Origin of the sequence: Paludisphaera mucosa (genome assembly GCF_029589435.1) — a bacterium.
Lineage (GTDB): Bacteria > Planctomycetota > Planctomycetia > Isosphaerales > Isosphaeraceae > Paludisphaera > Paludisphaera mucosa.
In genome coordinates this window covers 2,060,219-2,085,099 of the sequence record NZ_JARRAG010000001.1, presented here as the reverse complement: position 1 = coordinate 2,085,099, position 24,881 = coordinate 2,060,219, and the positions used below count along the sequence as shown (strand labels likewise).

Sequence of the window (24,881 nt, the reverse complement as noted above, 5' to 3'; positions counted from 1 at the left end):
GCGTCGGAGGGTCCTCGATTCGACTTAGCGCCTCGGGGCGAAAGGGATAGACTCCGGTCCAAAGGCTCGGGCCGGGTCCCGCGGGTTCGACGAGGCGTCGACTCGACAGGGATGGACGGGGCCCTCGGCGGCCGGGCCGGCTGGCGCAGATCAAGTCCACGGAGGGAGATACGATGCGGCGGATCGCGGTGCTCAACCAAAAGGGCGGCGTCGGCAAGACGACGTCGACGGTCAATCTGGCCGCCGCGCTGGCCATGGAGGGCCACAAGGTCCTGGTGATCGACCTCGACCCCCAGGCCCACGCCACCCTCCACCTCGGCCTGCTGCCGGGCCGGTCGGGGCCGTCGCTTTACGAGGTCCTGACGGAGAGCCTGAGCATCCAGGACGCCCGACGGCAGGTTGCGCCCAACCTCTCGATCGTGGGCAGCCACATCGACCTCGCCGGGGCCGAGCTGGAGCTGCTGGGGACCGTCGGCCGCGAGGTCATCCTCCGCGACCAGCTCGCCGCCGACACCGACGAGTACGACTTCGTCCTGATGGACTGCCCGCCGTCGCTCAGCGTCCTGACGCTGAACGCCCTTTGCGCCGCCAACGAGGTGATGATCCCGCTCCAGGCCCACTTCCTGGCCCTGCACGGCTTATCGAAGCTGCTGGAGACGGTGAACCTGGTGTCGAAGCGGGTCAACCGCGAGCTGAAAGTCGGCGGCGTGGTCCTCTGCCTGTACGACGCCGGCACGCGCCACGGCGGCGAGGTCGTCGAGGACCTGCAGAGCTTCTTCGCGGCCAAGAAGAAGGGCGTCTCGCCCTGGTCCGACGCGAAGCTTTACAAGACCCGCATCCGCCGCAACATCCGGCTGGCGGAGTGCCCGAGCTTCGGCCAGTCGATCTTCCAGTATGCCCCGACCAGCCGCGGCGCCGAGGACTACGCGTCGCTCGCCGCCGAGGTCCTCGGCCGCGCCCCGGCCTCGCTCTGGGCCGAGACCGACCCCGACGGCGACGAGGCCCCCGCGGCGGCCGACTCCGACGCCACCGCCGCCTGAACCCCGACCGAGGGCCGATCGCCATGCGCTGGGTGGGGATCGACGAGGCGGGCTACGGGCCGAATCTCGGCCCCCTGGTCATGACGGCCGTCGTCGTCGAGTCCTGCGACCTCGGCGACGGCGCCGATCCGCTCGATCGCGAGCCCCCTCGACGACTCTGGGACGACCTCGCCGCCACCGTCTGCCGCGCGGGGCGGCCGAGCGACCGTTTCCAGGTCGACGATTCCAAGGCGATCCTCAAGGGAGGCCGGGGCCGCGAGCCGCTGCACGCGACGTGCCTCGCCCTCCTCGATGCGGCGGGGCACGAACTCCACCCCAACCCCGCCGAGTTCGTGGCCTCATTGACGAAACGCGACCCCGCCGAGGCTGAGATCGACCGCTGGCGCACGGCCGAAGATCCCCCGACCCCCTGGGCGGCGGCCGACCTGGTCGAACGTCTGTGCGGCCGCCTGGCTTGCCGGCCGTTCGCGCCGCCGTCGGGCGCGTGGCGGGTCGCCGAGGTGCTCGTCGAGGTCGTCGGCCCCGAGCGGTTCAACGCGGGGCTCGACCGCCACGCGTCGAAGGCCGGCGTCCATTTCGAGGCGTTCGAGCGGCTTCTCAAGGCGGTCTGGGAGCGAGCCGAGGACGGCCGCCCGGCGCGCGTCCGCGGCGACAAGCACGGCGGGCGGCACTATTACCTGGAGCCGCTGCTCGCGGCCTTTCCGGGGACCTGGATCGACCGCGGCGTCGAGGGGCCCGAATTGAGCGAGTACACGATCCGCGCGCCCGGACGCTCGGTCAACCTCCGGCTGACGCCCCGCGCCGACGCCGACGATGCGCTCGTGGCGCTGGCGTCGATCGTGTCGAAATCCGTCCGGGAATGCTGGATGGACGTGTTCAACGCCTTCTGGACGCGTCGCGTCCCGGGCCTGAAGCCGTCGGCCGGCTATCCGATCGACGCCTCCCGGTTCCGGAGGGACGTCGAGCCGACGGCCGCGGCGATGGGGATCGGGCCGCGCGTCTGGTGGCGGGAGCGCTGAACGCGGCCGAAGGGGCGGCGACGCGTCTCAGCGCTCGCGATAGACGATGCGGCCCTTGAGGAAGTCGTACGGCGAGATCTCGACGGTCACCCGGTCGCCCGGGACGATCCGGATGAAGTTCTTCCGCATCTTGCCCGCGATGTGAGCGAGCACCTTGTGGCCGTTCTCAAGCTCGACCATGAACTGGGTGTTGGGGAGCGCCTCTACGATGCGCCCTTCGGTACGGATCGGTTCTTCCTTAGCCACGCGGTTCTCCTACGGCGAATCGCGCCGGCCATGCGGGCGCGATTCGTGTTCAGCTGGGCCAGACGAGTCTCGACGGGCGGGGGCGGCGACTCGCGGGGATGGCCGGCTCGGGGTCGCCTCGCTCCGCGGGGGGCGCGGAACGTCGCACGGACCATTGTAGTCGACGCGACGCCCGCCGAACAGATCATCCCACCCATGCCGCGATCGACGGCCTCGAATTCGGCCTCACTCCCGGGGCAGGAAGACGGGCGGCAGGCCGGGTTCGTGGAAACGGACGTAATGGACGGCGTCCACCGCCGTGATGACGAGGCCGCAGGCGTCGGCGTCGCACCAGTTGAGGTTCGAGGGCCGCTTGGGGGTCGCCAGGATGCCCAGCAGGCGGCCGTCGGGCTCGAAGACCCAGACCCCCAGCGCCACGGCGACGTACACCCGCCCCGCCCGGTCGACCTTGATGCCGTCGGGGCCGCCGGCCTGGTCGGGGTCGAGGGTCGCGAAGATCCGGCCCACCCCGGGCTCGAGGTCGCCGTCCTCGCGGACGCGGAACGCCCGGACGTGGTAGCGGCCGGTGTCGCAGACGTAGAGGGTCCGCTCGTCGGGCGTGAAGGCCAGGCCGTTGGGCTTTTCGAAGTCTTCGAGCAGCTTCACGGGGCCGAGGTCGGCGGTCCAGCGGAAGACCCCCTGGAATTCGATCTCCCGATCTTCGGGCTTCACGCCGTAGGGCGGGTCGGTGAAGTAGGCCGAGCCGTCGCTGCGGCAGACGACGTCGTTCGGGCTGTTCAGCCGCTTGCCCTGCCAGTCGAGCGCCAGGGCCACGGGCTCGGGGCTGCGGATCGACATCCACGAGAGCCGGCGGCCGGTCTGCTCGCAGAAGACGATCCCGCCGTCGGCCGCGAAGGTCTGGCCGTTGGCCGCGCCCGTGTGCTCGCGAAGGACTTGGACCTTGCGGTCGGGGCCCAGGCGGTAGGTCCGCTCGGCCTTGATGTCCTGGAACAGGATCGAGCCGTCGGGGAGCCAGAGCGGCCCTTCGGTGAACTCGAAGCCGTCGGCCAGGGTTTCGAGGCGGTCGCTGGCGATCAGGGCGGACAGGCCCGCGTCCCTGAGTATCTCCATGTCGTTCCGGTCCTCTCGGGTTCGGTTCCGGGCGTGCTCGGTCCATCTGGCAGTGGTGGGGCGTGCGGCGATCCAGTAGAATGAAGGGCGAAACGACCATCCTCAAGCTTCAAGTCCACCGCCGCCGTGTATCCTCGGCTTGGTGAGGAGCACTCTCGATGCCACCGGAGTCGGATCCCCAGGATCTCTCGAAGGCCCGCACCTTCTTCCAATACGGCAACGACGCCGCGCTCAAGTCCAATTTGGACTACGCCGTCGACATGTACAAGCAGGCCTGCAAGCTGGCCCCGGACAACCTGACGTTCCGGCAGGCCTTGCGCGGCGCCCAGCGGCGCAAGTTCCAGAACGAGCCGTCGAAGGTCGGCCGGCTCGTCGGCATGACGAACAAGCCGATCCACATGCGCGCCCGCTCCGCCCGCGGCAAGGAAAGGTACACGACGGCCCTCGAGATCTGCGAGGAGGCCTTCACCAACAACCCCTGGGACGTCACCGCCGCGCGAGAGGCGTCCGAGGCGGCCGAGCGGCTCGACTTCTTCCCGCTGGCCCAGTGGTACCTGGAGTCGGTCCAGAGCGAGGTCGGCAAGGACGCGGAGTTCCACCGCCACGCCGCCCACGTCCACGAGCTGTGCGAGTCTTGGCCCAAGGCCATCGCCGCCTGGGAGGCCGTCAAGAAGATCGACCCCTACGACGACGAGGCCAACCGCAAGATCAACGGCCTCTCCGCCAGCGCCACGATCAAGCGGGCCAAGTACGAGGACCAGATCGACAGGAAGGAAGACCCGAAGGACACCGCCGCCGACGTCGCCGCCGACCTGGAGCGGCTCAAGCAGGAGAAGATGTCGCCGGAGGAGCGCCTGCACAAGGAGATCCAGAAGGATCCCAAGGCGGTCTGGCCGTACATCGAGCTGGCCGAGATCTTCCGCAAGCGCAGCCAGTTCGAGCACGCCGAGAAGATCCTCGGCGCCGGCCTCAAGGCCGTCCCCAAGGACGCCATGCTTTTGCAGAACTACTTCGAGGTCCAGACGACCCGCCTCAAGCGGGCCATGGAAGCCCTGACCAAGCGCGTCGACGACGACCCGACCGACGTCACCTCGAAGGCCAAGCTCGAACAGATCTCGCGGATGCTCCTGGACTACGAGATCAAGGAGTACCGCCGCCGGATCGCCCTGAGCCCGGAAGACCACAACCTCCACTTCCAGCTCGGCCTCTGCCTGGCCCGCGACGGCAAGCACGGCGAGGCCATCGGCGAGTTCCAGCTCGCCAAGGGGAGCCCGAACCTGAAGGTCCAGGCCCTGTTGCAGGCCGGCATGAGCTTCGAGGCCGACGGCCGCGGCAAGCTGGCCGAGCGGACCTATCAAGAGGCCCTCAAGGCCATGGAAGAGGGCGACACCGCCAGCTTCAACGCCATCCATTACCAGCTCGGCCGCGTCAACGAGTCGCTGGGCAACATGGAAGCGGCCGAGGAGCATTACAACGAGGTGGCCGCCAACGACTACACCTACCGCGACGTCGCCCAGCGACTTCGCAACTTGAACTGAAATCGCGGTTCATGGTACAGTTTCGCTTCGAGTAGGCCGACCTGACAGGAAGCCCGTCCTCGGCGCCGGCCGCCGGCGCGGGCGGGCCTCGTTTCGCTTCGTCACCCCGCGGGAAGATCCAGGGACCCATGCCAACGACCAAATCGGCCGCCAAGCGGCTGCGCCAGAGCGCCAAGAAGCGGCTGCACAACCGCATCGCCAAGAAGATCGTCAAGACCTCCGCCCGGAAGGCGCTGGCGACCGTCGCCGAGAAGGACTTCGACGCGGCCGAGACCCAGTTCCGCGCCGCCGTCGCCAAGATCGACAAGGCGGGCGCCCGCCGGGTCCTGCACCCGAACACCGCCGCCCGCCGCAAGAGCAAGCTCGCCCGCGAGTACAAGGCGGCGCTCGAGAAGGCCAAGCAGACGTCCTGATTCGACCCGATCGGCGACCGTCGCGGAGGTCCCCGGGATGCCCTCCCTGAGCGCAGCCTTCCCGACGATCGCCCGGACGTCGGCCGCCGCCGGCCGGGCCGTCCCGCCGCCGGGGCCTTCGCGGTTCGAGGCCCTGATCGCGTTCGCGGCGTCCGGCAGCCTCGCCTCCGGGCGCGGCGATCGGCTGGCTTCCGCGCTCGACGAGGCGGGCCTGCTCGACCCCGAGGCGCTGGCGACCTCGCCCCTCGCCGAGGTCGTCGACGCCCTGCGCGACGCCCGCGTCGAGGCGAACCCCAAGGCCGTCCGCCTGCTGCAACGGGTCGCCGACTGGTATCGGGGCCGCCGCGACGAACTGGAACGCGAGCCCGCCCCGGGGGACGACCCGCCCTCGACGTACGCCGACGAGCTGGCCGCGATCAACGGCGTGGGCCGCGCCACGGCCGACGCCATCGCCCTGCACGTCTTCGGCGCGGCGACGTATCCCGTGGATCGGGCGACCTACCGCATCCTCGTCCGCCACGGCTGGATCGACCCGACCGTCGACTACGACGAGGCGTCGCACCTCCTGATCGAAGCGGCGGAGCGCGACCCGGGGGCCCTGGCGGCGGCGTCGCGGGTGCTGTCGGATGTCGGCCGCCGTTTCTGCAAGCCTTCGGGCCCGCGCTGCGAACCTTGCCCCTTGAAGGTCGTCTTACCCGAGGGCGGTCCGATCCCGGCCGACGGCTGACCGTCGCCGGCCGTCGCGTCCGTCCGGTCGTCCGTCGCCGAAGGGCAGGGCATGGCCAGCTACCGATTGCAAGGGCCGAAGCCCGCCCGGATCTACGAGGTCATCCTGCCGAAGAAGATCGGCTACTTCGGCAAGATCCAGGAAGTCCTCGAAGACCTATTCGACGAGCGGGCGATCCGCCGGGTGCCGTTCGTCAAGCAGTCGATCGCCCGCCGCCGCAAGGAGCCGGGCTTCGACGAGGCCCGCTGGATCACGTCCCTGTGCCAGGCCAGCCGCGGCTATTCCATCTACGAGATGGACGGCCGCTACCTCTCGGCGCAGGGGCCGATCGACGAGCGGGTGATCGTGATCCGCTTCATCTTCCACAACCCCGGCGACGAGGGCGAAGGCGGGGCCGACATACTGGGCGTCTCGCTGGAGGTCGTCAACCACCTCGTCGCCCGCAGGTTCGCGCAGGAACTCGGGGTCGAGGAGGAGATCTGGTTCGTCGAATACAGCCATCCCCAGCTTTCCATCTGGCGGCGGTCGCCGGCCGAAGCCGACGGGAAAACCAACACCAAGCGAGCCCCCAAGTCATGAGCGCCGCAACCGACTTGATCGATCGCTACGCCCTGGGCCCCTCGACGCTCGAATACGCCGTCTACGGCCTGAGCGAGGAGCACCTCCGGGCCCGCCCCGGCCCCGGGCTGTGGAGCCTGGCCGAGCTGGTCTCCCACCTGGCCGACAGCGACGCCGTCGCCAGCGACCGGATGAAGCGGGTGATCGCCGAGCCCGAGCCCACGCTGCTCGCCTACGACGAGAACGCCTGGAACGACCGGCTCCGCATGCAGGAGGCCCCGCTCGACCAGGCCGTCGCCCTCTTCGCCGCCAACCGGCGATGGACCGAGCGCATCCTCCGCAACTGCACCGACGCCGACTTCGCGCGGGCGGGGAACCACACCGAGAAGGGCCGGGTGACGCTGGCCGAGCTGGTCGCTATGTACGTCGGCCACCTCGACTACCACCTGAAATTCCTGTACGGCAAGCGGGCGAACCTGGGCGTCGCGATCCAGCCGCGGTATACCTATCCCATCGTGTGAGGTCCGCCGCGTGACTCGACTGTTCGCCGGGACCCCCTGGGACCGCCCGCCCGTCTGCGAGACCTGCGGCCGCCTGGAGTCCGAGTGCGCCTGCCCGCCCAGGCCCGTGGAACGCGTCCGGATCCCGCCCGCGGACCAGACGGCCCGCGTGGCCCTGGACAAGCGGCCCAAGGGGAAGCTCGTGACCCTCGTGTCGGAGCTTGACCCCGAAGGTAATGATTTGGAAGAGCTGACGAGCCTGCTGAAGACCGCCTGCGGGACCGGCGGCACGTACAAGGACGGCCGGATCGAGCTCCAGGGCGACCGCCGCGACGCGGCCGAGCGAGCCCTCCAGAAGTTCGGCTACAAGACGAAACGACGTAAGGGCCCAGGCTGATGACGTTGCACGCCATGCCGGTGATGATCGGGGTGCTCGCGGTCCTGGCGATCGCCCTCCGCTTCTACAGCAGGTTCCTCGCCGGCCGCGTCGCGGCGCTCGACGACTCGCGGACGACGCCGGCCTATCGCTTCGAGGACGGCCAGAACTTCGAGCCCACCAACCGCTGGGTCCTCTTCGGCCACCACTTCGCCGCGATCTCGGGCGCGGGGCCGCTGATCGGGCCCGTGCTGGCCATCCAGTTCGGCTACCTGCCGGGACTCATCTGGATCGTCGTCGGCGTCTGCCTGGCGGGCGCGGTGCAGGACATGACGGTCCTGGCCCTCTCCACCCAGCGCGGGGGCCGCAGCTTGGCGAGCCTGGCCCGGACCGAGATCGGCCGGCCGGCGGGGATCGCGGCGTCGATCGCCATCCTCTACATCATCGTCATCGCCCTGGCCGGCCTGGGCGTCGTGGTCGTCAAGGCGCTCGGCGGCGAGGAGGTGGCCATGAAGGCCGGGACCGTCCTCGCCTATCCCGAGGGGTCGCAGGTCAACTCGCGGATCGCCCAGGGCGGGCCGCGGGTCTACGACGTCCCCCCCGGCTCGAAGTACCGCTTCGGCGCGGGCGAGGACCAGGAGATGGACTTCCACGAGCCCTTCCAGCTCGCCATGCCGGCCGACCTGGCCCTGCGCGCCGCGCCCGAGGGGGCGGGGTTCCTCCTCCCCGAGAACGCCCGTCGGCTGGTGCCGGGAAGCTCGTGGGGGACGTTCACGATCGCCATGACGATCCCCATCGCCCTCTTCGTCGGCTGGTACATGTACAAGCTGCGGCCGGGCAAGGTGATCGAGGCCTCGCTGATCGGGGCCGTGATGGTCCTGGCGGTCACGGGCCTGGGGAGCCTGGTCCCGAACTCGCCGCTCGCGCCTTACTTCGCGCTCTCGCGGTTCTGGACGGTCGTCGCGGTCGCGGTCTACGGCTTCGTGGCCGCGGTCCTGCCGGTCTGGCTGCTGCTCTGCCCGCGCGACTACCTCTCCAGCTTCCTGAAGATCGGCACCATCTTCCTGCTGGTCGGCGGGGTGGTGATCGCCAATCCCAAGCTGGAGGCCCCGGCGGTCAGCTCGTTCTTCGCCCACGGCGGCGGGCCTTACTTCAACGGGCCGATCTTCCCGTACGTCTTCATCTGCATCATGTGCGGGGCGATCTCCGGGTTCCACTCGCTGGTCTCGTCGGGGACGACCCCCAAGATGATCATGCGCGAGTCCGACGTCCGGATGATCGGCTACGGCGCCATGCTGATGGAAGGCCTGGTCGGCGTCGTCGCCCTGATCGCCGCCGCGGCGCTGCCGAGCGCGATGTACTACGACATCAACATCGACCTGGGCAAGCGGCCCGACTTCCTCGCCGCCAACCCCGACTTCGCGCGGTTCCTCAAGGCGGGCGAGTTCGACATGGACGGCGGCCACGGCCTCGACCCCGCGCCCGGCGCCACGCCCGAGAGCGAGCTGGTGGCGATGGAGCGCGACGTGCAGGAGTCGCTCCACGGCCGGACCGGCGGGGCGGTCACGCTGGCCGTCGGCATGGCCCGGATCTTCACCGAGGCCCTCCCCGGCCTGGGGTCGCTCAAGGCGTTCTGGTACCACTTCGCCATCATGTTCGAGGCGCTCTTCATCCTGACGACGATCGACGCCGGGACGCGGATCGCCCGGTTCCTGGTGCAGGAGATCCTGGGCCGGATCTGGAAGCCGCTGGGCGACCTCGACTGGCTGCCGGCCTCGATGCTGGCGACGGGCCTGGTCGTGTTTGCGTGGGGCTACTTCATCGCCACCGGCTCGGTCGAGAGCATCTGGCCGATGTTCGGGCTGGCGAACCAGCTCCTCGCGGTCATCGCCCTGGCCGTCGTGACGACGGGCCTGTTCAACGCCGGACGGGGCCGCTACGCCTGGACGACCATCCTGCCCATGGCCTTCGTCGTCGCCACGACCGGGACGGCCGCCTACTACGAGATCACCGGCAAGTTCTGGAAGATGATCCAGGCCGGGCAGGTCGTGAAGGGCTGGCTCAACATCGGCCTGACCGCGATGCTCATCGCCTGCGTCGCCGTCATCCTGGCCACGGCCGTCGCCCGCTGGCTCGCCCCCCGCCCGGCCGTCATCGACGAGGAAACCGGAGCGGACAAGGTCCTGCAAGGGACGGAAGCTTGACGCTCAGGCCGTCGGCGACGGCGGCGTCGCCCCCCGAATTCGCTCCCCAACGCGCGTTTCGGGCCCATGCTCTCGACAGGAGGCCTGCGCGCCGAGGCCGCCCTAGCGACTTCTCAAACCGGCGGCGAGAGGCCGTTTTGAGAAAAAAATAGGACGAGCGAAGCCAAATCCTGACGCCGAAAATCGAATGGAAATCGAAACAACGTAACGGATTGCGTCGATCGGCTTCCTTGGTCGTCCGGCGCGCACGGACCCAATCCGAACCCGATCTCCGGTCGGCCGGGCAGGACCGCCTCCCCCGTTCCGAGAGAGGCGGTCCCGGGCGGGATCAGGCCTCGCCGGCGCCGGCGCCGACCAGGGTGTCCTGGGGGTTGTTGCCCAGCACGCTGTGGCTCTTGCCGTAGACGAAGTAGATCACCAGGCCGATCGCCATCCAGACGATCAGACGGACCCACGTGTCGAAGGGCAGGGGGAGCATCAGCAGGACGGCGGTGAGGATGCCCATGGGGGCGGTGAACCAGATGGCCGGGGCGCGGAACGGCCGCTCGACGTCGGGCTGGGTGATCCGCAGGTAGAGCGTGCCGGCCGAGACGATGGCGAAGGCGAAGAGGGTGCCGATCGAGGTCAACTCGCCGGCGACGCTCAGGGGCAGGATCGCGGCGGCCGTCATGACGACCAGGCCGGTGATGATCGTCGTGATGTACGGCGTGTGGAACCGAGGGTGGATCTTGGCGGCGAAGGCCGGCAGCAGGCCGTCCTTCGACATCGCGTAGAAGATGCGGGGCTGGCTCATGAGCATGACCAGGATCACCGAGCTGAGCCCCATGATCGCCCCGATCTTCACGTAGAACGAGAGCCAGGGCATCTTCATGGCGTCGGTGGCCACGGCGACCGGGTCGGGCACGTGGAGCTGCTTGTAGTTCACGACGCCGGTCAGCACGATCGAGCCCAGGAAGTAGAGGATCGTGCAGATCACCAGCGAGCCGATGATGCCGATGGGCAGGTCGCGCTGGGGGTTCTTGGCCTCCTGCGCGGTCGTCGAGACGGCGTCGAAGCCGATGTAGGCGAAGAAGACCAGGCCCGCGGCCCGCAGCACGCCGCTCCAGCCGTACTCGAAGTTGTACCAGGGGCCGACCGAGGGCTGGATGTAGGAGCCGCCCCAGTTTTTGGTGTCGACCATCGGCAGGCCGAGGACGATGAGCAGGATCAGGATCGAGACCTTGATGAAGACGATGACGTTGTTGACCTTGGCCGACTCCTGGACGCCGACGACGAGCAGGGCCGTGACCAGGGCCACGATGAGCATGGCCGGGGCGTTGAACAGGGCCTCGACCTGGGGGAAGCCCGTGAAGTCGACGCCGGCCTCGATCAGCCGGTCCTTGACCGAGTCGAGCATCGACCAGCCGTGCCTCAGGTGGAGCCGGCCGGCGATGTCGTCGGGGACCTCGATCATCTTGGTCCCGGGGGACGAGAGGAACCGCGGCGGCAGGTCGAGGCCGCGATCGTGGAGGAAGCTGGCGACGTAGCCCGACCAGTTGATGGCGACGGTCGTGGCGCCCACCATGTATTCGAGGATCAGGTCCCAGCCGATCAGCCAGGCGATGAACTCGCCCATCGTGGCGTAGGCGTAGGTGTAGGCCGAGCCGGCGACCGGGACGGTCGAGGCCATCTCGGCGTAGCAGAGCCCGGCGAAGGTGCAGACGATCCCCCCCAGCACGAACGACAGCGAGATCGCGGGCCCGGCGTACTTGGCCGAGGCCTCGCCCGTCAGCCCGAAGAAGCCGGCCCCGATCACGGCGCCGATGCCGAGCATGATCAGGTTCACGCCCGTCAGGGTGCGTTTCAGGCCGCCCTCTTCGCTGGCCGCCGCCTCCGCCTTCAGCGCGGCGATGGATTTACGGACCCACATATTCGCCATCGTGTCCTCTCGCTCATATCCAGGGATTGGCTGGGGGGCTGTTCGACGCGCCGCCGGCGAGGGGCCGGCGGGCGGGGGAGACGCGGTCCGAAAGGGGGGCCCGGCGGGAGAGGAGAGGGCCTTGGGGCCCCGGGGAGCCGCGTCCCGCGACGATCATACAACATTCACGCCCGCGTCGTCACGGCAGTTCGACGACCTCGATCTTGCGGATCTCGATGCGGCTGCCCGGGTCGTGCTGCTGGAAGGCGAAGTAGCCTTCCTTGAAGGTGTTCGCGAAGTCCATGAACATGAACAACTCTTCGCCGTTGACCTTGATCGTGATGTGCGGCGCCTTCCGGCCCCGCCATTCCTTGTCGACGACCTCGACCTCGTAGGTGAACCAGGTGTCGGGCGGGACGAGCCGCTTGTAGATGTGGACGAAGCCGTAGAGCGAGCCGGTGCGGATCGGGTCGGAGTGGGTGCTGTCGATCTGGGCCTCGTAGCCGTCGACGAAGTTGCCGGTGTTGGTCGGCGACCGGAAGTAGAGGCCCGAGTTCCCCTTGTCGTTGATCTTCACCTCGGCGCGGTACTTGAAGTTCTTGTACTTCTTCGGGCTGTAGAGCATCGAGGCCTTGCCCGAGCCGACGATCATGCCGTCCTTGACCTCCCACTTGGTCTCGCCGCCGCCGCCGCCGACCGTCCACCCGCTGAGGGTCTTGCCGTCGAAGAGGGGGGTCCATTCCTCGGCCTGCGACGCGGTCCCGACCGTCATCGCGAGCGCGCAGAGCGCCCCGCGCGTCCAATTGAGCGATTTCATCGTTGCCGTTCTCCTGGTTGTCGACCCAAGGGCCTCGGGAATCCCTGAGGGCGGTTCCCGAGTTCGAGTTGCAAGTCTATAACGGGGGGATGGGGCGTGCCAGTAGTCAGCCGCCCGCCGCCGCAGGAGGCCGCCGCCGCATGTCCGACGCGAATCCGAACCCCGCCGCCCCCCGCCCGCTCACCGTCGAGGAGGCCGCGCGGCGACGCCGGGCGTCGCCCCTGTTCGACCCGGACCTGCCGGTCGAGCCGGCGCTCCTGGAGCGCATCCTGGGCCTGGCGACGCTCGCGCCGTCGTCGCTGAACCTCCAGCCCTGGCGATTCCTGGTCGTCCGCGACGCGGCCAACCGGCGGCGGCTCCAGGCCTGCGCCCGCAACCAGCCGAAGGTCGGCCAGGCCCCGGTCGTCGTGGTGGTGCTGGGCTACCACCACCCCGAGCGCACCCACCTGGAGGCGATGCTCGCCATGCAGGTCGACGCCGGGGCCTGCACGCCCGAACGCGCCGCCGAGATCCGCGGCCGCGCGGCCTCGAGCTTGCGGGACGTCGCCGACCGGGCCCTCTGGGCGACCCGCTCGACGATGCTCGCGGCGGCCACGCTGATGCTGGCGGCCGAGTCGCTGGGGGTCGCCTCGGCCCCGATGGAAGGCTTCGACGCCGAGGCCGTGCGGCGCGAGTTCGGCGTGCCCGACGACCATTCGGTCTGCTGCCTGGTCGCGCTGGGGTACGCGGCGTCCGAGAAGCCGTTCCCCGGACGGTTCGGGATCGAGGAGGTCTGCTACGCCGAGCACTTCGGCCGGCCCTGGACGCCTTGAGCCTGGATCGGCGCCCCGGCCGGGTTTACGATGCGGCTGGCATGGCGACGGCGCCGCGGGGCGTCGTCCCTCTCCTCCCAATCTGAGGTGGTCACGAGATGTATCGCAAGCTGTCCGACGCTCATCGGTTCGTCGCGGTCCTGGCGGGCGCCTTCCTGTTCGCTCCCGCCGCGGCGGCCCTGGCCCAGGCCCCCCCCACCGCCACGCCTTCGCCCCGGGGCGACGCCTGGTGGAAGCAGCGGCACGAGACGTACCTGGGCGAGGTCAAGAAGGCCCGCGAGGCGAAGGGCGTGGACCTGCTCTTCCTCGGCGATTCCATCACCGAAGGCTGGGGCGGGAACGACGTCTGGAAGAAGCACTACGCCCCCCGCAAGGCGCTCAACCTGGGGATCGGCGGCGATCAGACCCAGCACGTCCTCTGGCGGATTCAGAACGGCGAGATCGACGGCATCAAGCCCAAGGCCGTGATGCTGATGATCGGCACCAACAACTCCGCCTCCAGCTCGGCCGACGAGATCGCGGCCGGGGTCGAGGCCATCGTCGCCGAGCTGAAGACCCGGCTGCCGGAGTCCAAGATCCTCGTGCTGGGCGTCTTCCCCAGGGGCCAGAAGCCCGACGCGACCCGCAAGAAGCTCCAGGACGTGAACGCCCGGATCTCCAAGCTCGACGACGGCAAGAAGGTCTTCTACCTCGACATCGGCAAGTCGTTCCTGGAGAAGGACGATACGATCTCGAAAGAGATCATGCCCGACTATCTGCACCTGAGCGGCAAGGGCTACGAGCTTTGGGCCGAGGCCGTCGAGCCGACGCTCCGGAAGCTCCTGGGCGAGAAGCCCTGATCAGCTTTCGAACAGGTCGGAGGGCCTCATCTTCGGCTGGCCCTCCCACTTCGCCTGCTCCTCGGGGAAGGGATGCTCGTGGAACCCCGAGCTCTCTTCCTCCTGGACGGCCAGCACCGCCCGGGCCAGCCTGAGGTCGTCTTGGGTGGTGATTTTGAGGTTGAACGCCGATCCGGCGACGATCGCGATCGGCCGGCCGAGGGCCTCGACGAGCCGGGCGTCGTCGGTGGCCGCCTTGCCCGTTCGATCCCGCTTCTCGTAGGCCTCGACGAGCCAGTCGCGGCGGAACACCTGGGGCGTCTGGGCGAGGTACAGGCCGTCCCGCGAGACGGTCTCCACCACGACGCCGTCCTCGACCCGCTTGATCGTGTCGGCGACGGGGACCGCCAGCATCGCCGCCCCGCGCTCCTCGGCGAGGGCGAATACGGCGACGACCTGCGCCGCGGTCAGGCAGGGCCGGGCGGCGTCGTGGACCGCGACGAAGTCGCACGAGTCCTTCACGTGCGCGAGCGCGGCGGCGACCGTGTCGGCCCGCTCGGCGCCGCCGACGACCACGTCGATACCCAGCAAGGCGACGTTGTCGCGGTACCGGCTCTCGAACATCTCGCGATCGTCCTCGGCGATGGCGACGATGATCTGGCCCACGTCGTGGTTGTTGAGGAACGGCTGGACCGACCTCAGCCAGACGGCGCGGCCCTCCAGGTCGGTGTAGATCTTCTTGCGTCTCGCGTCCCCGAAGCGGGTGGAGCGGCCTGCGGCCGGCAGGATCACGGCGAATCGTCTCATGGCGTCCTCCTTCTGGCTCCCGACCTTCGCAAAGGTCACGCCCGTCGGCAGGACGCTTCGTCGCGCCGCCGAGGGCCCGGACGATCCGCGAAAGGCGCATCGCCCGACGCCCTCGATTCTTGCGACGCGGCCGCCCGGGCGTCAACGAGCCAGGCCGGCCCGGCCCTGGCGTCGCCGCGACCTCGCGGGCAGAATGGTGTATGGGCGTTCGCGTCCGGTCATGCGCGAACGCCGACGCCGAGCCGAGGAGGGCCGCCCGCGATGGAGTGTCTGGGACCGCAATGCGCCGCGACGATGCTGGAATGGCTCCGGGCGCGGGCCGCGGAGGGGGGACTCGCCGCGGCCCCGGCGACGGCCCCCGGGGCCGCTCGGCAGGGCCTCCTGTGGAAGGCCGCGCCTTATCAGGAGGAAGCCCCCGCGATCACCTCGGCGGCCGAGATGGCCGGGGCCGTCGAGCACCTCCAGTTCGCCGTCTTCCGGCGCTACCAGAACCAGCTCACGCGGGCCGAACGCGGCCGGCTCGACAACTCGATCGAGAACGCGCTCTTCAAGATCGAACGCTACCTGTCCCGGGTCGACGCCGCCGAGCGCGTCTGCCACGAGGGGGAGGTCGCGCGGCTCCGCGACGAGGTCCGCGACCACAAGGAGCGGACCGAGCGGCTCCGCCTCCAGGCCCGCCGCGCCGAGCTGAAGCTGGCGCAGCTCACCACGCTCTCGCCCGAGACCTTCGAGGAGTTCGTCGGCGAGCTGTTCGAGGCGATGGGCTACGAGGTCGCGCAGGTCGGCGGCACGGGCGACGAGGGGATCGACCTGCACCTCCGCCGCGGCGGGCTGCTGGCGATCGTCCAGTGCAAGTACCACAAGCGCGGCGTCGTGGGCTCGCCCGAGCTGCAGAAGTTCCTGGGCTCGGTGCACCACGCCCACGCCCACAAGGGCTATTTCGTCACCACCAGCACGTTCTCGCTGGCGGCCGAGAAGTTCTCCGCCGACCACCCCATCGAGCTGGTCGACGGCCCTAGAATCGTCGAGCTGGTCACGCAGGCCCTCGGCCCCGGCGCTCGCAAGGAGCCGGAGCCTTCGTGGTTCTGAGACGCGAGGGCGCAGGCCGTGGGACGGATCGGCGGACGGTCGCGGTTTTCGATGGAAACGCGCGGGGCTCGCGACTATGATTCGTCAGGCGGCCGCGCGGCGATCCATCCGAAGCCCGACTTGCTTAGATATGTCGGGCCATGGAAGCGATCGTCGCATCCCCCGTGGGGGAGGGCCGAGGACCAGCTGCTTGACCGGGGGGAGGGACCCGGGGTAGTTTCTGCATCAAGGACGTCTTGGACGACAGCCCGGTTCACCCCTGGCCATGGAGGGTTCATCATGGTTCCGCGCACCCAGATCCCCGCGCTGCGTTCGTTGGACCTCCCCCCGGAGTTCGAGGACCTGACGGGGCACATCAACGGGGACGTCAAGGTGATCGTCTCCATCCTCGCCGAGCGCGCGGCCGAGCGGCTGATGCTCTCGAAGCGCCAGACGCAGCTGCTCCAGCGGTCGATCTGGAACCGCCTCGTCGACGCCGTCAACGCCGAGGTCAAGCCCCTCTCCGCCGGCCACCGCTGATCTCAGGCGGGGCCGAGCCTCCTTCGACCCCGAGCGCCCATGGCACGCATCCTCGTCGGGACGACCGGTTCTGTGGCCGCCGTGCGCATCCCCGCGCTCTGCGCGACGCTCGTCGCGCAGGGCCACGAGGTCCGCGTCGTGGCGACGGAGCCCGCGCTGTACTTCTTCGACCCGGCCGAGCTGCCCGCGGGTCCGCCGGCGACGACCCTGCATCGCGACGCCGATGAATGGCCCCGCGGCCGTTACGCGCGGGGCGACGACGTCTTGCACATCGAGCTTCGGCGCTGGGCCGACCTGCTCGTCGTGGCGCCCCTCGACGCCAACAGCCTGGCCAAGTTCGCGCTCGGGCTGTGCGACAACCTCCTCTCCTGCCTCTTCCGCGCCTGGGACTTCGAGAAGCCGGTCGTCCTGGCGCCGGCCATGAATACGCTGATGTGGCGGAAGCCCGCCACCGCCCGCCACCTGGCCCAGCTCTGGTCCGACCAGGTCGGCCGCGACGTCCCCCCGGAGTGGTCGCTGGAGACGGCCGAGGGCCTCTTCGCCCACCACGCCCCGGCGATCATCCTCGTCCCCCCCCAGTCGAAGCGGCTCGCCTGCGGCGACGTCGGCCTGGGGGCGATGGCCGAGGTCGCCCACATCGCCGAGGCCGTGCGCGCCTGGTCGGAGCGCTCGACACCTCCCGAGTGACCCGACGGCCGCGCCTCGACCCGACATCGACGGTCGCGCAAAGACTTACGCCCGGCCCGGACCTCTACGGACCCGGCGGCCGTTCGTTGGCGCGTTTTCCGGAAAATGTCTTGACTCGCCACGCTCGGGAAGCGTTAACTATTACGAAATCCGATACGGGTCGGCGCATACTATCGAGAAATGCGGGCAGGCGAAGACGCATGCAGTTCGAGTCGCTCCAAATTTTCTGCGACGTGGTGCGCTGGGCCAGCTTCTCTCGGGGCGCGTCGGAGAACAAGATTTCGCAGTCCTCGGCGAGCCAGGCCGTGCATCAGCTGGAAGTCCGGCTGGGGGTGCGGCTGATCGACCGCTCGAAGCGGCCCCTGGTCCTGACGGAGGAGGGGAGGGTCTACTACGAGGGCTGCAGGGATCTCGTCGCGCGCTACCTCGAGCTGGAGAATCGGATCCGGACCCTGAGCGACGAGCGGAGGGCGACCGGCACCGTGGGGGTGGCGGCGATCTACTCCGTGGGGCTGCTGCACATGAGCCGATACGTCAAGACCTTCGCGGAGCACCACCCCGAGGCGAGCGTACGGCTGGAATACCTGCACCCGACCCAGGTCGTCGAGCGCGTGAGCGGCGGCGACGTGGAGTTGGGCCTGATCTCTTACCCCCGGAAGTGGCCCGACCTGGCGGTGATCCCCTGGCGCGAGGAGACGATGGTCCTGGTCGTCGCCCCCGGCCATCGGTTCGCGCGCCGGGAGACGGTCCACGTGCGGGAGCTGGACGGCGAGACCCTCGTGGGTTTCGACTCCGAGCTGTCGATCCGCAAGGCCATCGACCGCTTCCTGCGTCGCCACGACGTCGCCGTCGACGTGGCGCTGGAGTTCGACAACATCGAGAACATCAAACGCGCGGTCGAGATCTCCGCGGGGGTTGCGATCCTGCCCGAGCCCTCGGTCGCCGAAGAGATTCGCGCCGGCACGCTGGCGGCCCTGGCGATCGACGGCCAGGACCCGAAGCACCGGCTGACCCGGCCCCTGGCGATCATCCACCGCCGCAACGAGAAGCTGGACATCACGACTTCGCGGTTTCTGGAGTTGCTCACGGGCCGCGACGGCGATCCCGAGGCCGCCGACCCGGCGGCCGGCCGGCGGGTCCCGGCGGCTTCCTCCTCCTGACGAGCCCGGGTCGGGACGCCGGGATTCGAGGGCGTCGGGCCCGACGCTCTTCGCCTCCTGCGCGGCCGACCGAGCTTGCCGCGATCCGCGTCCGGGCCGCCGGCGACGACTCGGAAGCCCGCCGGACGCCGAAGATCCGGCCCCGCGGACGCGAAGGGACCACCCCTCCGGACGCCTGAGAAACCCTGTAGATTCCGGTCCCGGTCGCCGCCCGCCCGATGCGGGGCGCCCGAAAAGACCGACTCCCGCTCTCTTGTAAGGTGAACGCCAGTCCTGGAAGGACCAACGCCATGCGACACGGGATCCCTCCCGCCCAGGGTCTCTACGATCCGACGAACGAACACGACGGTTGCGGCGTGGGATTCCTCGTCGACATGAAGGGCCGGAAGTCGCACGCCATCGTCCGCGACGGCCTCAAGGCCCTGGTCAACCTCGACCACCGCGGCGCCTGCGGCTGCGAGAACAACACGGGCGACGGCGCCGGCATCCTGATCCAGATCCCCCACGACTTCCTGAAGGCACGCTGCGCCCCCCTGGGGATCGAGCTCGGCGAGCCCGAGAGCTACGGCGTCGGCGCGTTCTTCACCTCGCCCGACCCGGCCCAGCAGGAATTCGGCCGCACCCTCTTCGAGGAGATCGTCGCCGACGAGGGCCAGGCCTTCCTCGGCTGGCGTCGCCTGACGACCGATAACGGCCCGCTCGGCGACGGCGCGAAGTCCGTCGAGCCGGCCGTCTACCACGCCATGATCGGCCGCGGGCCCGCCGTCAAGGACGGCGACGCTTTCGAGCGCAAGCTCTACGTGATCCGCAACCGGTTCGAGAGCGAGATCATCGCGTCGGGCCTCAACGACCGCAAGTTCTTCTACTTCCCGAGCCTCTCCTGCCGCACCGTCGTCTATAAGGGGATGCTCACGCCTTCGCAGGTCGAGGAGTATTACGCCGACGACCTCCGCGATCCGCTCCTCACCAGCGCGATCTGCATGTTCCACTCGCGGTTCAGCACCAACACCTTCCCGAGCTGGGAGCTGGCGCACCCGTACCGGCTGATCTCGCACAACGGCGAGATCAACACCCTGCGCGGCAACATCAACTGGATGCGGGCCCGCGAGGCCCTCTTCGAGTCGACTCTGTACGAGCCCGGCGACCTGGAACAGCTCCGGCCGATCATCCGCGAGGGCCTCAGCGACACCGCCTGCCTCGACCACGCGCTCGAGTTGCTGGTCCGCTCGGGGTACGACCTGGCCCATGCGATGATGATGCTCATCCCCGAGGCCTGGGAGAACCACGAGTCGATGTCCCAGGTGAAGAAGGACTTCTACGCCTACCACTCCTGCCTGATGGAGCCCTGGGACGGCCCGGCGTCGGTCGTCTTCACCGACGGCAAGTGCGTCGGCGCGACGCTCGACCGCAACGGCCTGCGGCCGACCCGCTACGTCGTCACGAAGGACGGCCGCGTCATCATGGCCTCCGAGGTCGGGGCCCTGGAGGTCGCGCCCGAAGACGTCGAGTCCAAGGGCCGGCTGGAGCCGGGCCGCATGTTCCTGATCGACCTGGAGCAGGGCCGGATCGTCGGCGACGAGGAGCTCAAGAATAAGATCGCCTCGGCCAAGCCTTACGGCGAGTGGCTCAAGGAGTACATGGTCCCGCTCGCCGACCTGCCGCCGGCCCCGATGGTCCCCGGCCCCGACCGCCGCACGCTCCACCAGCGTCAGCAGGCCTTCGGCTACACGCTGGAGGACCTCAAGTACATCGTGGGTCCGATGGGAGAGAAGGGCGAGGAGGCGATCGGTTCGATGGGCAACGACGCCCCGCTGGCCGTCCTCTCCGACCGCGCCCAGCCCCTGTTCAACTACTTCAAGCAGCTCTTCGCCCAGGTGACGAACCCGCCGCTCGACGCGATCCGCGAGGAGCTGGTGACCTCGGTCTTCACCGGCGCCGGCGGCGAGAAGAACCTGCTGGAGCCGGCCCCCGACTCGTGCCGCCAGATCGCGCTCGAGATGCCGATCGTCGACAACGACGAGATGGCCCGCCTCAAGCAGCTCGACGGCTGGCGGGGGTTCACCTCGGTCACGCTCCCCATGCTGTTCACCGCGAGCGAGGGGGTCGCCGGCATGCGGCGGGCCCTCGATCAGCTCTTCGAACTGGCCTGCGAGGCCATCCGGAGCGGGGCGAGCCTGCTGATCCTCTCGGACCGGGGAGTCAACGCCGAGATGGCCCCGATCCCCTCGCTCCTGGCGTGTTCGGGGCTGCACCACCACTTGGTCCGCAAGGGGCTCCGCGCCCGCGCCGGCCTGCTGATCGAATGCGGCGACGCCCGCGAGGTCCACCACTTCGCCCTGCTGCTGGGCTACGGCGCCGGCACGATCAACCCCTACGTCGCATTCGAGACCCTGTACGACCTGATCCGCCAGAAGGTGCTCAAGGGGATCGACCACGAAGAGGCCGTCCACCGCTACCAGAAGGCCATCAAGAAGGGGGTCGTCAAGGTGATGTCCAAGATGGGCATCAGCACGATCCAGAGCTACCGCGGGGCCCAGATCTTCGAGGCCATCGGCCTCAACGAGGCCTTCGTCCGCGACTTCTTCGACAAGACCTCGTCGCGGATCGGCGGCGTCGGCCTCGACGAGGTGACCCACGAGACTCTCGAACACCACTCCCGCGCCTTCTCGCCCCGCGAGCTGGGCAACGGCACGCTCGAAGAGGGCGGCCAGTACCAGTGGCGGCGCGACGGCGAGTTCCACCTGTTCAACCCCGAGACCGTCTTCCGGCTCCAGCACGCCACCCAGGCCGGCCGCTTCGACGTCTTCCAGAAATACACCCGGCTGATCGACGAGCAGAGCGAGCGGCTCAACACGCTCCGCGGCCTCTTCACCTTCCGGTTCGACGACCGCACCCCGATCCCGATCGAGGAGGTCGAGCCGGTCGAGAAGATCGTCAAGCGATTCGCCACCGGTGCGATGAGCTACGGCTCGATCTCGGCCGAGGCCCACGAGACCCTGGCCATCGCGATGAACCGCCTCGGCGGCAAGTCGAACACGGGTGAGGGGGGCGAGGACCCCGAGCGGTTCAAGCCGATGGCCAACGGCGACAGCAAGCGGTCCGCGATCAAGCAGGTCGCCTCGGGCCGGTTCGGCGTCACCAGCGAATACCTCGTGAGCGCCGACGAGATCCAGATCAAGATGGCGCAGGGCGCCAAGCCCGGCGAGGGCGGCCAGCTGCCCGGCCACAAGGTTTGGCCGTGGATCGCCAAGGTCCGCTTCTCGACGCCCGGCGTGGGCCTCATCAGCCCGCCGCCGCACCACGACATCTACTCGATCGAGGACCTGGCCCAGCTCATCTACGACCTCAAGAACAGCAACCCCCGGGCCCGGATCAACGTCAAGCTCGTGGCGGAGGTCGGCGTGGGCACGGTCGCGGCGGGCGTGGCCAAGGCTCACAGCGACGTCGTCCTGATCAGCGGCCACGACGGCGGCACCGGCGCCAGCCCGCTGACGTCGATCAAGCACGCCGGCGCCCCGTGGGAGCTGGGCCTGGCCGAGACCCAGCAGACGCTCGTCCTGAACAAGCTCCGCGACCGGATCGTCGTCCAGACCGACGGCCAGCTCAAGACCGGCCGCGACGTGGTGATCGCGGCCCTGCTCGGGGCCGAGGAGTACGGCTTCGCGACGGCCCCGCTGGTCGTGATGGGCTGCATCATGATGCGGGTCTGCCACCTCGACACCTGCCCGGTCGGCATCGCCACGCAGAATCCCAAGCTCCGCGAGAAGTTCCGGGGCCAGGCCGAACACGTCGTCAATTTCTTCCACTTCATCGCCCAGGAGGTCCGCGAGCTGATGGCGAAGCTCGGCTTCCGGACGGTGGACGAGATGGTCGGCCGCAGCGACCTGCTCGACATGAAGAAGGCCCTGGAGCACTACAAGACGCAGGGCCTCGACTTCTCGAAGATCTTCTATCGCCCCGACGTCGGCCCCGACGTGCAGGTCCGGCGGATCCGCGAGCAGGACCACGGCATCCAGGACGCCCTCGACGTCACGACCCTGATCCCCGCCTGCGAGCCCGCCCTGGCGCGGGGCGAGGCGGTGAGCCTCGAATTCCCGATCCGCAACGTCAACCGCACGGTGGGCACGATCCTCGGCAGCGAGGTGACCCGCAAATACGGCGGCGGCGGCCTGCCCGACGACACGATCAATATCAAGTTCGACGGTTCCGCCGGCCAGAGCTTCGGGGCCTTCGTCCCGAGCGGGATGACCCTGACGATCGAGGGCGACTCGAACGACTACGTCGGCAAGGGCCTGTCGGGCGGCAAGATCGTCATCTATCCGCCGAAGGAGGCGACCTACGTCGCCGAGGAGAACGTCCTGATCGGCAACGTGGCCCTGTACGGGGCCACGTCGGGCCGGGCCTTCTTCCGGGGCCGGGCCGGCGAACGCTTCTGCGTCCGCAACAGCGGGGCGCTGACGGTCGTCGAGGGCACGGGGGACCACTGCTGCGAGTACATGACCGGCGGCGTCGCGGTGGTGATCGGCCGGACCGGCCGGAACTTCGCGGCCGGCATGAGCGGCGGCGTCGCCTTCGTGCTCGACGAGGCCGGCGACTTCGAGTCGCGCTGCAACCTCGCCATGGTCGCGCTCGAGAAGGTCGATTCGGAGGACGCGGAACTGATCCGCGACCTGTTGATCCAGCACGCCGGCTACACCGACAGCACCGTGGCCGCCCGGTTGCTCTCCGATTGGGACCGGGCCGTCGAGGCCTTCGTGAAGGTCATGCCGCTCGACTATCGCCGGGTGCTCGAAGAACGTAAGAAGGCCGCCGCCGAGCAGGTGGGAGAGGCCGAGGCGCAGATGGAGGTGACCCATGGGTAAGCCGAGCGGCTTCATCGAGATCCCCCGGGAGCTGCCGTCGCGGCGCCCCGTCCCCCAGCGGCTGAACGACTATCTGGAGGTCTACGACCCTTTCCCGGAGGAGAAGCTCAAGTCGCAGGGCGCCCGCTGCATGGACTGCGGGATCCCCTTCTGCCACCAGGGCTGCCCTCTCGGCAACCTGATCCCCGACTGGAACGACCTGGTCTACCGCGACCAGTGGCGGCTGGCTCTCGACCGCCTCCACCAGACCAACAACTTCCCGGAGTTCACCGGCCGGCTGTGCCCGGCCCCGTGCGAGGCCTCGTGCGTCCTGGGGATCAACAACGACCCGGTGACGATCAAGCAGATCGAGGTCGGGATCATCGACCGGGCCTGGGACGAGGGCTGGGTGACTCCCCAGCCGGCCAAGGTCAAGACCGGCAAGACGGTCGCGGTCGTCGGCTCCGGGCCGGCGGGCCTGGCCTGCGCCCAGCAGCTCGCCCGCGCCGGCCACGACGTGACGCTCTTCGAGCGGGCCGACCGCATCGGCGGCCTGCTGCGGTACGGCATCCCCGACTTCAAGATGGAGAAGCGCCACCTCGACCGCCGGCTCGACCAGATGCAGGCCGAGGGGGTCGTCTTCAAGCCGGGCGTGAACGTCGGCGTCGACGTCGCGGCCGACGCCCTGCTGGCCGAGTTCGACGCCGTCTGCCTCTGCGGCGGAGCGACCCAGGCCCGGAACCTGCCGATCGAGGGCCGCGACCTCGATGGCGTCCTGTTCGCCATGGACTTCCTCACCCCCCAGAACCAGCGCGTGGCCGGCGACGACGTGCCGGAGACGGGCTCGCTCACGGCCAAGGATAAGCACGTCATCATCATCGGCGGCGGCGACACCGGGGCCGACTGCCTGGGGACGGCCCATCGCCACGGATGCAAGTCGGTCCACCAGTTCGAGATCGTCCCCCGCCCGCCCGAGACCCGCACGCCCACGAACCCCTGGCCCCAGTGGTCGAACGTCTTCCGGATCTCCTCGGCCCACGAGGAGGGGGGCGTCCGCGAGTACGCCATCAACACCCGGCGGTTCCTGGGCGAGGACGGCCGCGTCACGGCGCTCGAGACCGTCCGGGTCGAGATGGTCGTCGAGAACGGTCGGCCCCGCTTCGCCGAGATCCCCGGGACCGAGAAGGTCTACCCGGCCGACCTCGTCCTGCTCGCCATGGGCTTCGCCGGCCCCGAACGCGGCGGCCTGCTGGAACAACTCGGCGTCGAGCTGGATTCGATGGGGAACGTGAAGAGCGACCCGGATCGCCGCACGAGCGTCGACAAGGTCTTCACGGCCGGCGACATGACGCGGGGCCAGAGCCTGATCGTGTGGGCGATCGCCGAGGGCCGCCACGCCGCGGCGACGATCGACGAGTTCTTGATGGGCGCCACCGAGCTGCCCCGGCCCCTGGAGCACGGCAACGTCATGCGGCCTTTCGCCTGATTTCGACGCGGGCGGCTCCGCCGCCCGTCGAACGCTCTCGAGGCCGATCCGCGGCCCCGGCGGGACGACCACGAAGTCGCCCGCCGGGGCCGTCGTCGTTTCGAACCGTATTCCTTAAAGCCTTCTCATTCAACGGGTCGGGGAGCCGGCGCTTCGCTCGACGCGTTGGGATCGCTCGATGGGAATCCGATGAATTAGGTCATGTTGAATCCGGGAT

The 24,881-nt window shown here is 69.3% G+C and carries 22 protein-coding genes; 17 read left to right on the top strand and 5 right to left on the bottom strand.

What is annotated here, in order from left to right; genetic code table 11:
- Nucleotides 1–173 precede the first annotated feature (173 nt).
- Nucleotides 174–1,040 (top strand): ParA family protein, encoded by an 867-nt coding sequence (locus PZE19_RS08320; protein ID WP_277860120.1) that lies wholly within the window; start codon nt 174–176, stop codon nt 1,038–1,040.
- A gap of 23 nt (nt 1,041–1,063) precedes the next feature.
- Nucleotides 1,064–2,059 carry a hypothetical protein gene (locus PZE19_RS08315; protein ID WP_277860119.1) on the top strand — a complete coding sequence of 332 codons (996 nt, stop codon included), beginning with the start codon at nt 1,064–1,066 and terminating at the stop codon, nt 2,057–2,059.
- Nucleotides 2,060–2,086: 27 nt separating this feature from the next.
- Here the strand turns inward: PZE19_RS08315 and infA are convergent, their stop codons facing one another.
- Entirely contained in the window at nt 2,087–2,305 is a 219-nt protein-coding gene (gene infA, locus PZE19_RS08310) for a translation initiation factor IF-1 (protein ID WP_068416465.1), read from the bottom strand.
- 225 nt (nt 2,306–2,530) lie between these two features.
- Nucleotides 2,531–3,415 (bottom strand): SMP-30/gluconolactonase/LRE family protein, encoded by an 885-nt coding sequence (locus PZE19_RS08305; RefSeq protein WP_277860118.1) that lies wholly within the window; start codon nt 3,413–3,415, stop codon nt 2,531–2,533.
- A gap of 158 nt (nt 3,416–3,573) precedes the next feature.
- Between PZE19_RS08305 and PZE19_RS08300 the strand changes: the two genes are divergently transcribed.
- From PZE19_RS08300 to PZE19_RS08270, 7 genes are all read left to right on the top strand, one after another.
- Nucleotides 3,574–4,953 carry a tetratricopeptide repeat protein gene (locus tag PZE19_RS08300; RefSeq protein WP_277860117.1) on the top strand — a complete coding sequence of 460 codons (1,380 nt, stop codon included), beginning with the start codon at nt 3,574–3,576 and terminating at the stop codon, nt 4,951–4,953.
- Between the two features lie 128 nt (nt 4,954–5,081).
- Nucleotides 5,082–5,366, top strand: coding sequence for a 30S ribosomal protein S20 (gene rpsT, locus PZE19_RS08295; protein ID WP_277860116.1), 285 nt, complete (start codon nt 5,082–5,084; stop codon nt 5,364–5,366).
- Between the two features lie 37 nt (nt 5,367–5,403).
- Nucleotides 5,404–6,093, top strand: coding sequence for a hypothetical protein (locus PZE19_RS08290; RefSeq protein WP_277860115.1), 690 nt, complete (start codon nt 5,404–5,406; stop codon nt 6,091–6,093).
- Nucleotides 6,094–6,144: 51 nt separating this feature from the next.
- Nucleotides 6,145–6,672: a hypothetical protein gene (locus PZE19_RS08285; protein WP_277860114.1), complete on the top strand. Its 528-nt coding sequence runs from the start codon at nt 6,145–6,147 to the stop codon at nt 6,670–6,672.
- Nucleotides 6,669–7,172 carry a DinB family protein gene (locus tag PZE19_RS08280; RefSeq protein ID WP_277860113.1) on the top strand — a complete coding sequence of 168 codons (504 nt, stop codon included), beginning with the start codon at nt 6,669–6,671 and terminating at the stop codon, nt 7,170–7,172. The genes PZE19_RS08285 and PZE19_RS08280 overlap by 4 nt, the downstream gene beginning before the upstream one ends.
- A gap of 10 nt (nt 7,173–7,182) precedes the next feature.
- Entirely contained in the window at nt 7,183–7,548 is a 366-nt protein-coding gene (locus tag PZE19_RS08275) for a translation initiation factor (protein ID WP_277860112.1), read from the top strand.
- Nucleotides 7,548–9,731: a carbon starvation CstA family protein gene (locus PZE19_RS08270; RefSeq protein ID WP_277860111.1), complete on the top strand. Its 2,184-nt coding sequence runs from the start codon at nt 7,548–7,550 to the stop codon at nt 9,729–9,731. The genes PZE19_RS08275 and PZE19_RS08270 overlap by 1 nt, the downstream gene beginning before the upstream one ends.
- Before the next feature lie 328 nt (nt 9,732–10,059).
- Here PZE19_RS08270 and PZE19_RS08265 read toward each other — a convergent pair whose 3' ends face one another.
- Together PZE19_RS08265 and PZE19_RS08260 are read right to left on the bottom strand one after the other, a co-directional pair.
- On the bottom strand, nt 10,060–11,649 hold the full coding sequence (locus tag PZE19_RS08265) for an amino acid permease (RefSeq protein WP_277860110.1): 1,590 nt from the start codon (nt 11,647–11,649) through the stop codon (nt 10,060–10,062).
- Between the two features lie 178 nt (nt 11,650–11,827).
- On the bottom strand, nt 11,828–12,445 hold the full coding sequence (locus PZE19_RS08260) for a 3-keto-disaccharide hydrolase (RefSeq protein ID WP_277860109.1): 618 nt from the start codon (nt 12,443–12,445) through the stop codon (nt 11,828–11,830).
- A 140-nt stretch (nt 12,446–12,585) separates the two neighbouring features.
- Between PZE19_RS08260 and PZE19_RS08255 the strand changes: the two genes are divergently transcribed.
- A complete protein-coding gene (locus tag PZE19_RS08255; RefSeq protein ID WP_277860108.1) occupies nt 12,586–13,257 on the top strand; it encodes a nitroreductase family protein in 672 nt (223 codons plus the stop codon).
- A gap of 98 nt (nt 13,258–13,355) precedes the next feature.
- The gene (locus PZE19_RS08250) at nt 13,356–14,096 is read left to right on the top strand and encodes a platelet-activating factor acetylhydrolase IB subunit (RefSeq protein WP_277860107.1); all 741 of its coding nucleotides are present in this window, start codon (nt 13,356–13,358) and stop codon (nt 14,094–14,096) included.
- On the opposite strand, the gene ispD is transcribed toward PZE19_RS08250, so the two are convergent.
- Nucleotides 14,097–14,882: a 2-C-methyl-D-erythritol 4-phosphate cytidylyltransferase gene (gene ispD / locus PZE19_RS08245; RefSeq protein ID WP_277860106.1), complete on the bottom strand. Its 786-nt coding sequence runs from the start codon at nt 14,880–14,882 to the stop codon at nt 14,097–14,099.
- Nucleotides 14,883–15,143: 261 nt separating this feature from the next.
- On the opposite strand from ispD, the gene PZE19_RS08240 reads away from it, so the two are divergent.
- The 6 genes from PZE19_RS08240 to PZE19_RS08215 all read left to right on the top strand — a co-directional run bounded on the left by PZE19_RS08240 (nt 15,144) and on the right by PZE19_RS08215 (nt 24,664).
- Complete coding sequence (locus PZE19_RS08240) at nt 15,144–15,971, top strand: restriction endonuclease (RefSeq protein WP_277860105.1); 828 nt, start codon at nt 15,144–15,146, stop codon at nt 15,969–15,971.
- Between the two features lie 279 nt (nt 15,972–16,250).
- On the top strand, nt 16,251–16,490 hold the full coding sequence (locus tag PZE19_RS08235) for a hypothetical protein (RefSeq protein WP_277860104.1): 240 nt from the start codon (nt 16,251–16,253) through the stop codon (nt 16,488–16,490).
- Nucleotides 16,491–16,529: 39 nt separating this feature from the next.
- Complete coding sequence (locus PZE19_RS08230) at nt 16,530–17,177, top strand: flavoprotein (RefSeq protein ID WP_277860103.1); 648 nt, start codon at nt 16,530–16,532, stop codon at nt 17,175–17,177.
- A 200-nt stretch (nt 17,178–17,377) separates the two neighbouring features.
- Nucleotides 17,378–18,337, top strand: a complete 960-nt coding sequence (locus PZE19_RS08225) for a LysR family transcriptional regulator (RefSeq protein WP_277860102.1) — start codon at nt 17,378–17,380, stop codon at nt 18,335–18,337.
- A gap of 290 nt (nt 18,338–18,627) precedes the next feature.
- Nucleotides 18,628–23,199 carry a glutamate synthase large subunit gene (gltB, locus tag PZE19_RS08220; protein ID WP_277860101.1) on the top strand — a complete coding sequence of 1,524 codons (4,572 nt, stop codon included), beginning with the start codon at nt 18,628–18,630 and terminating at the stop codon, nt 23,197–23,199.
- Complete coding sequence (locus tag PZE19_RS08215; protein WP_277860100.1) at nt 23,192–24,664, top strand: glutamate synthase subunit beta; 1,473 nt, start codon at nt 23,192–23,194, stop codon at nt 24,662–24,664. The genes gltB and PZE19_RS08215 overlap by 8 nt, the downstream gene beginning before the upstream one ends.
- Nucleotides 24,665–24,881: the final 217 nt, after the last annotated feature.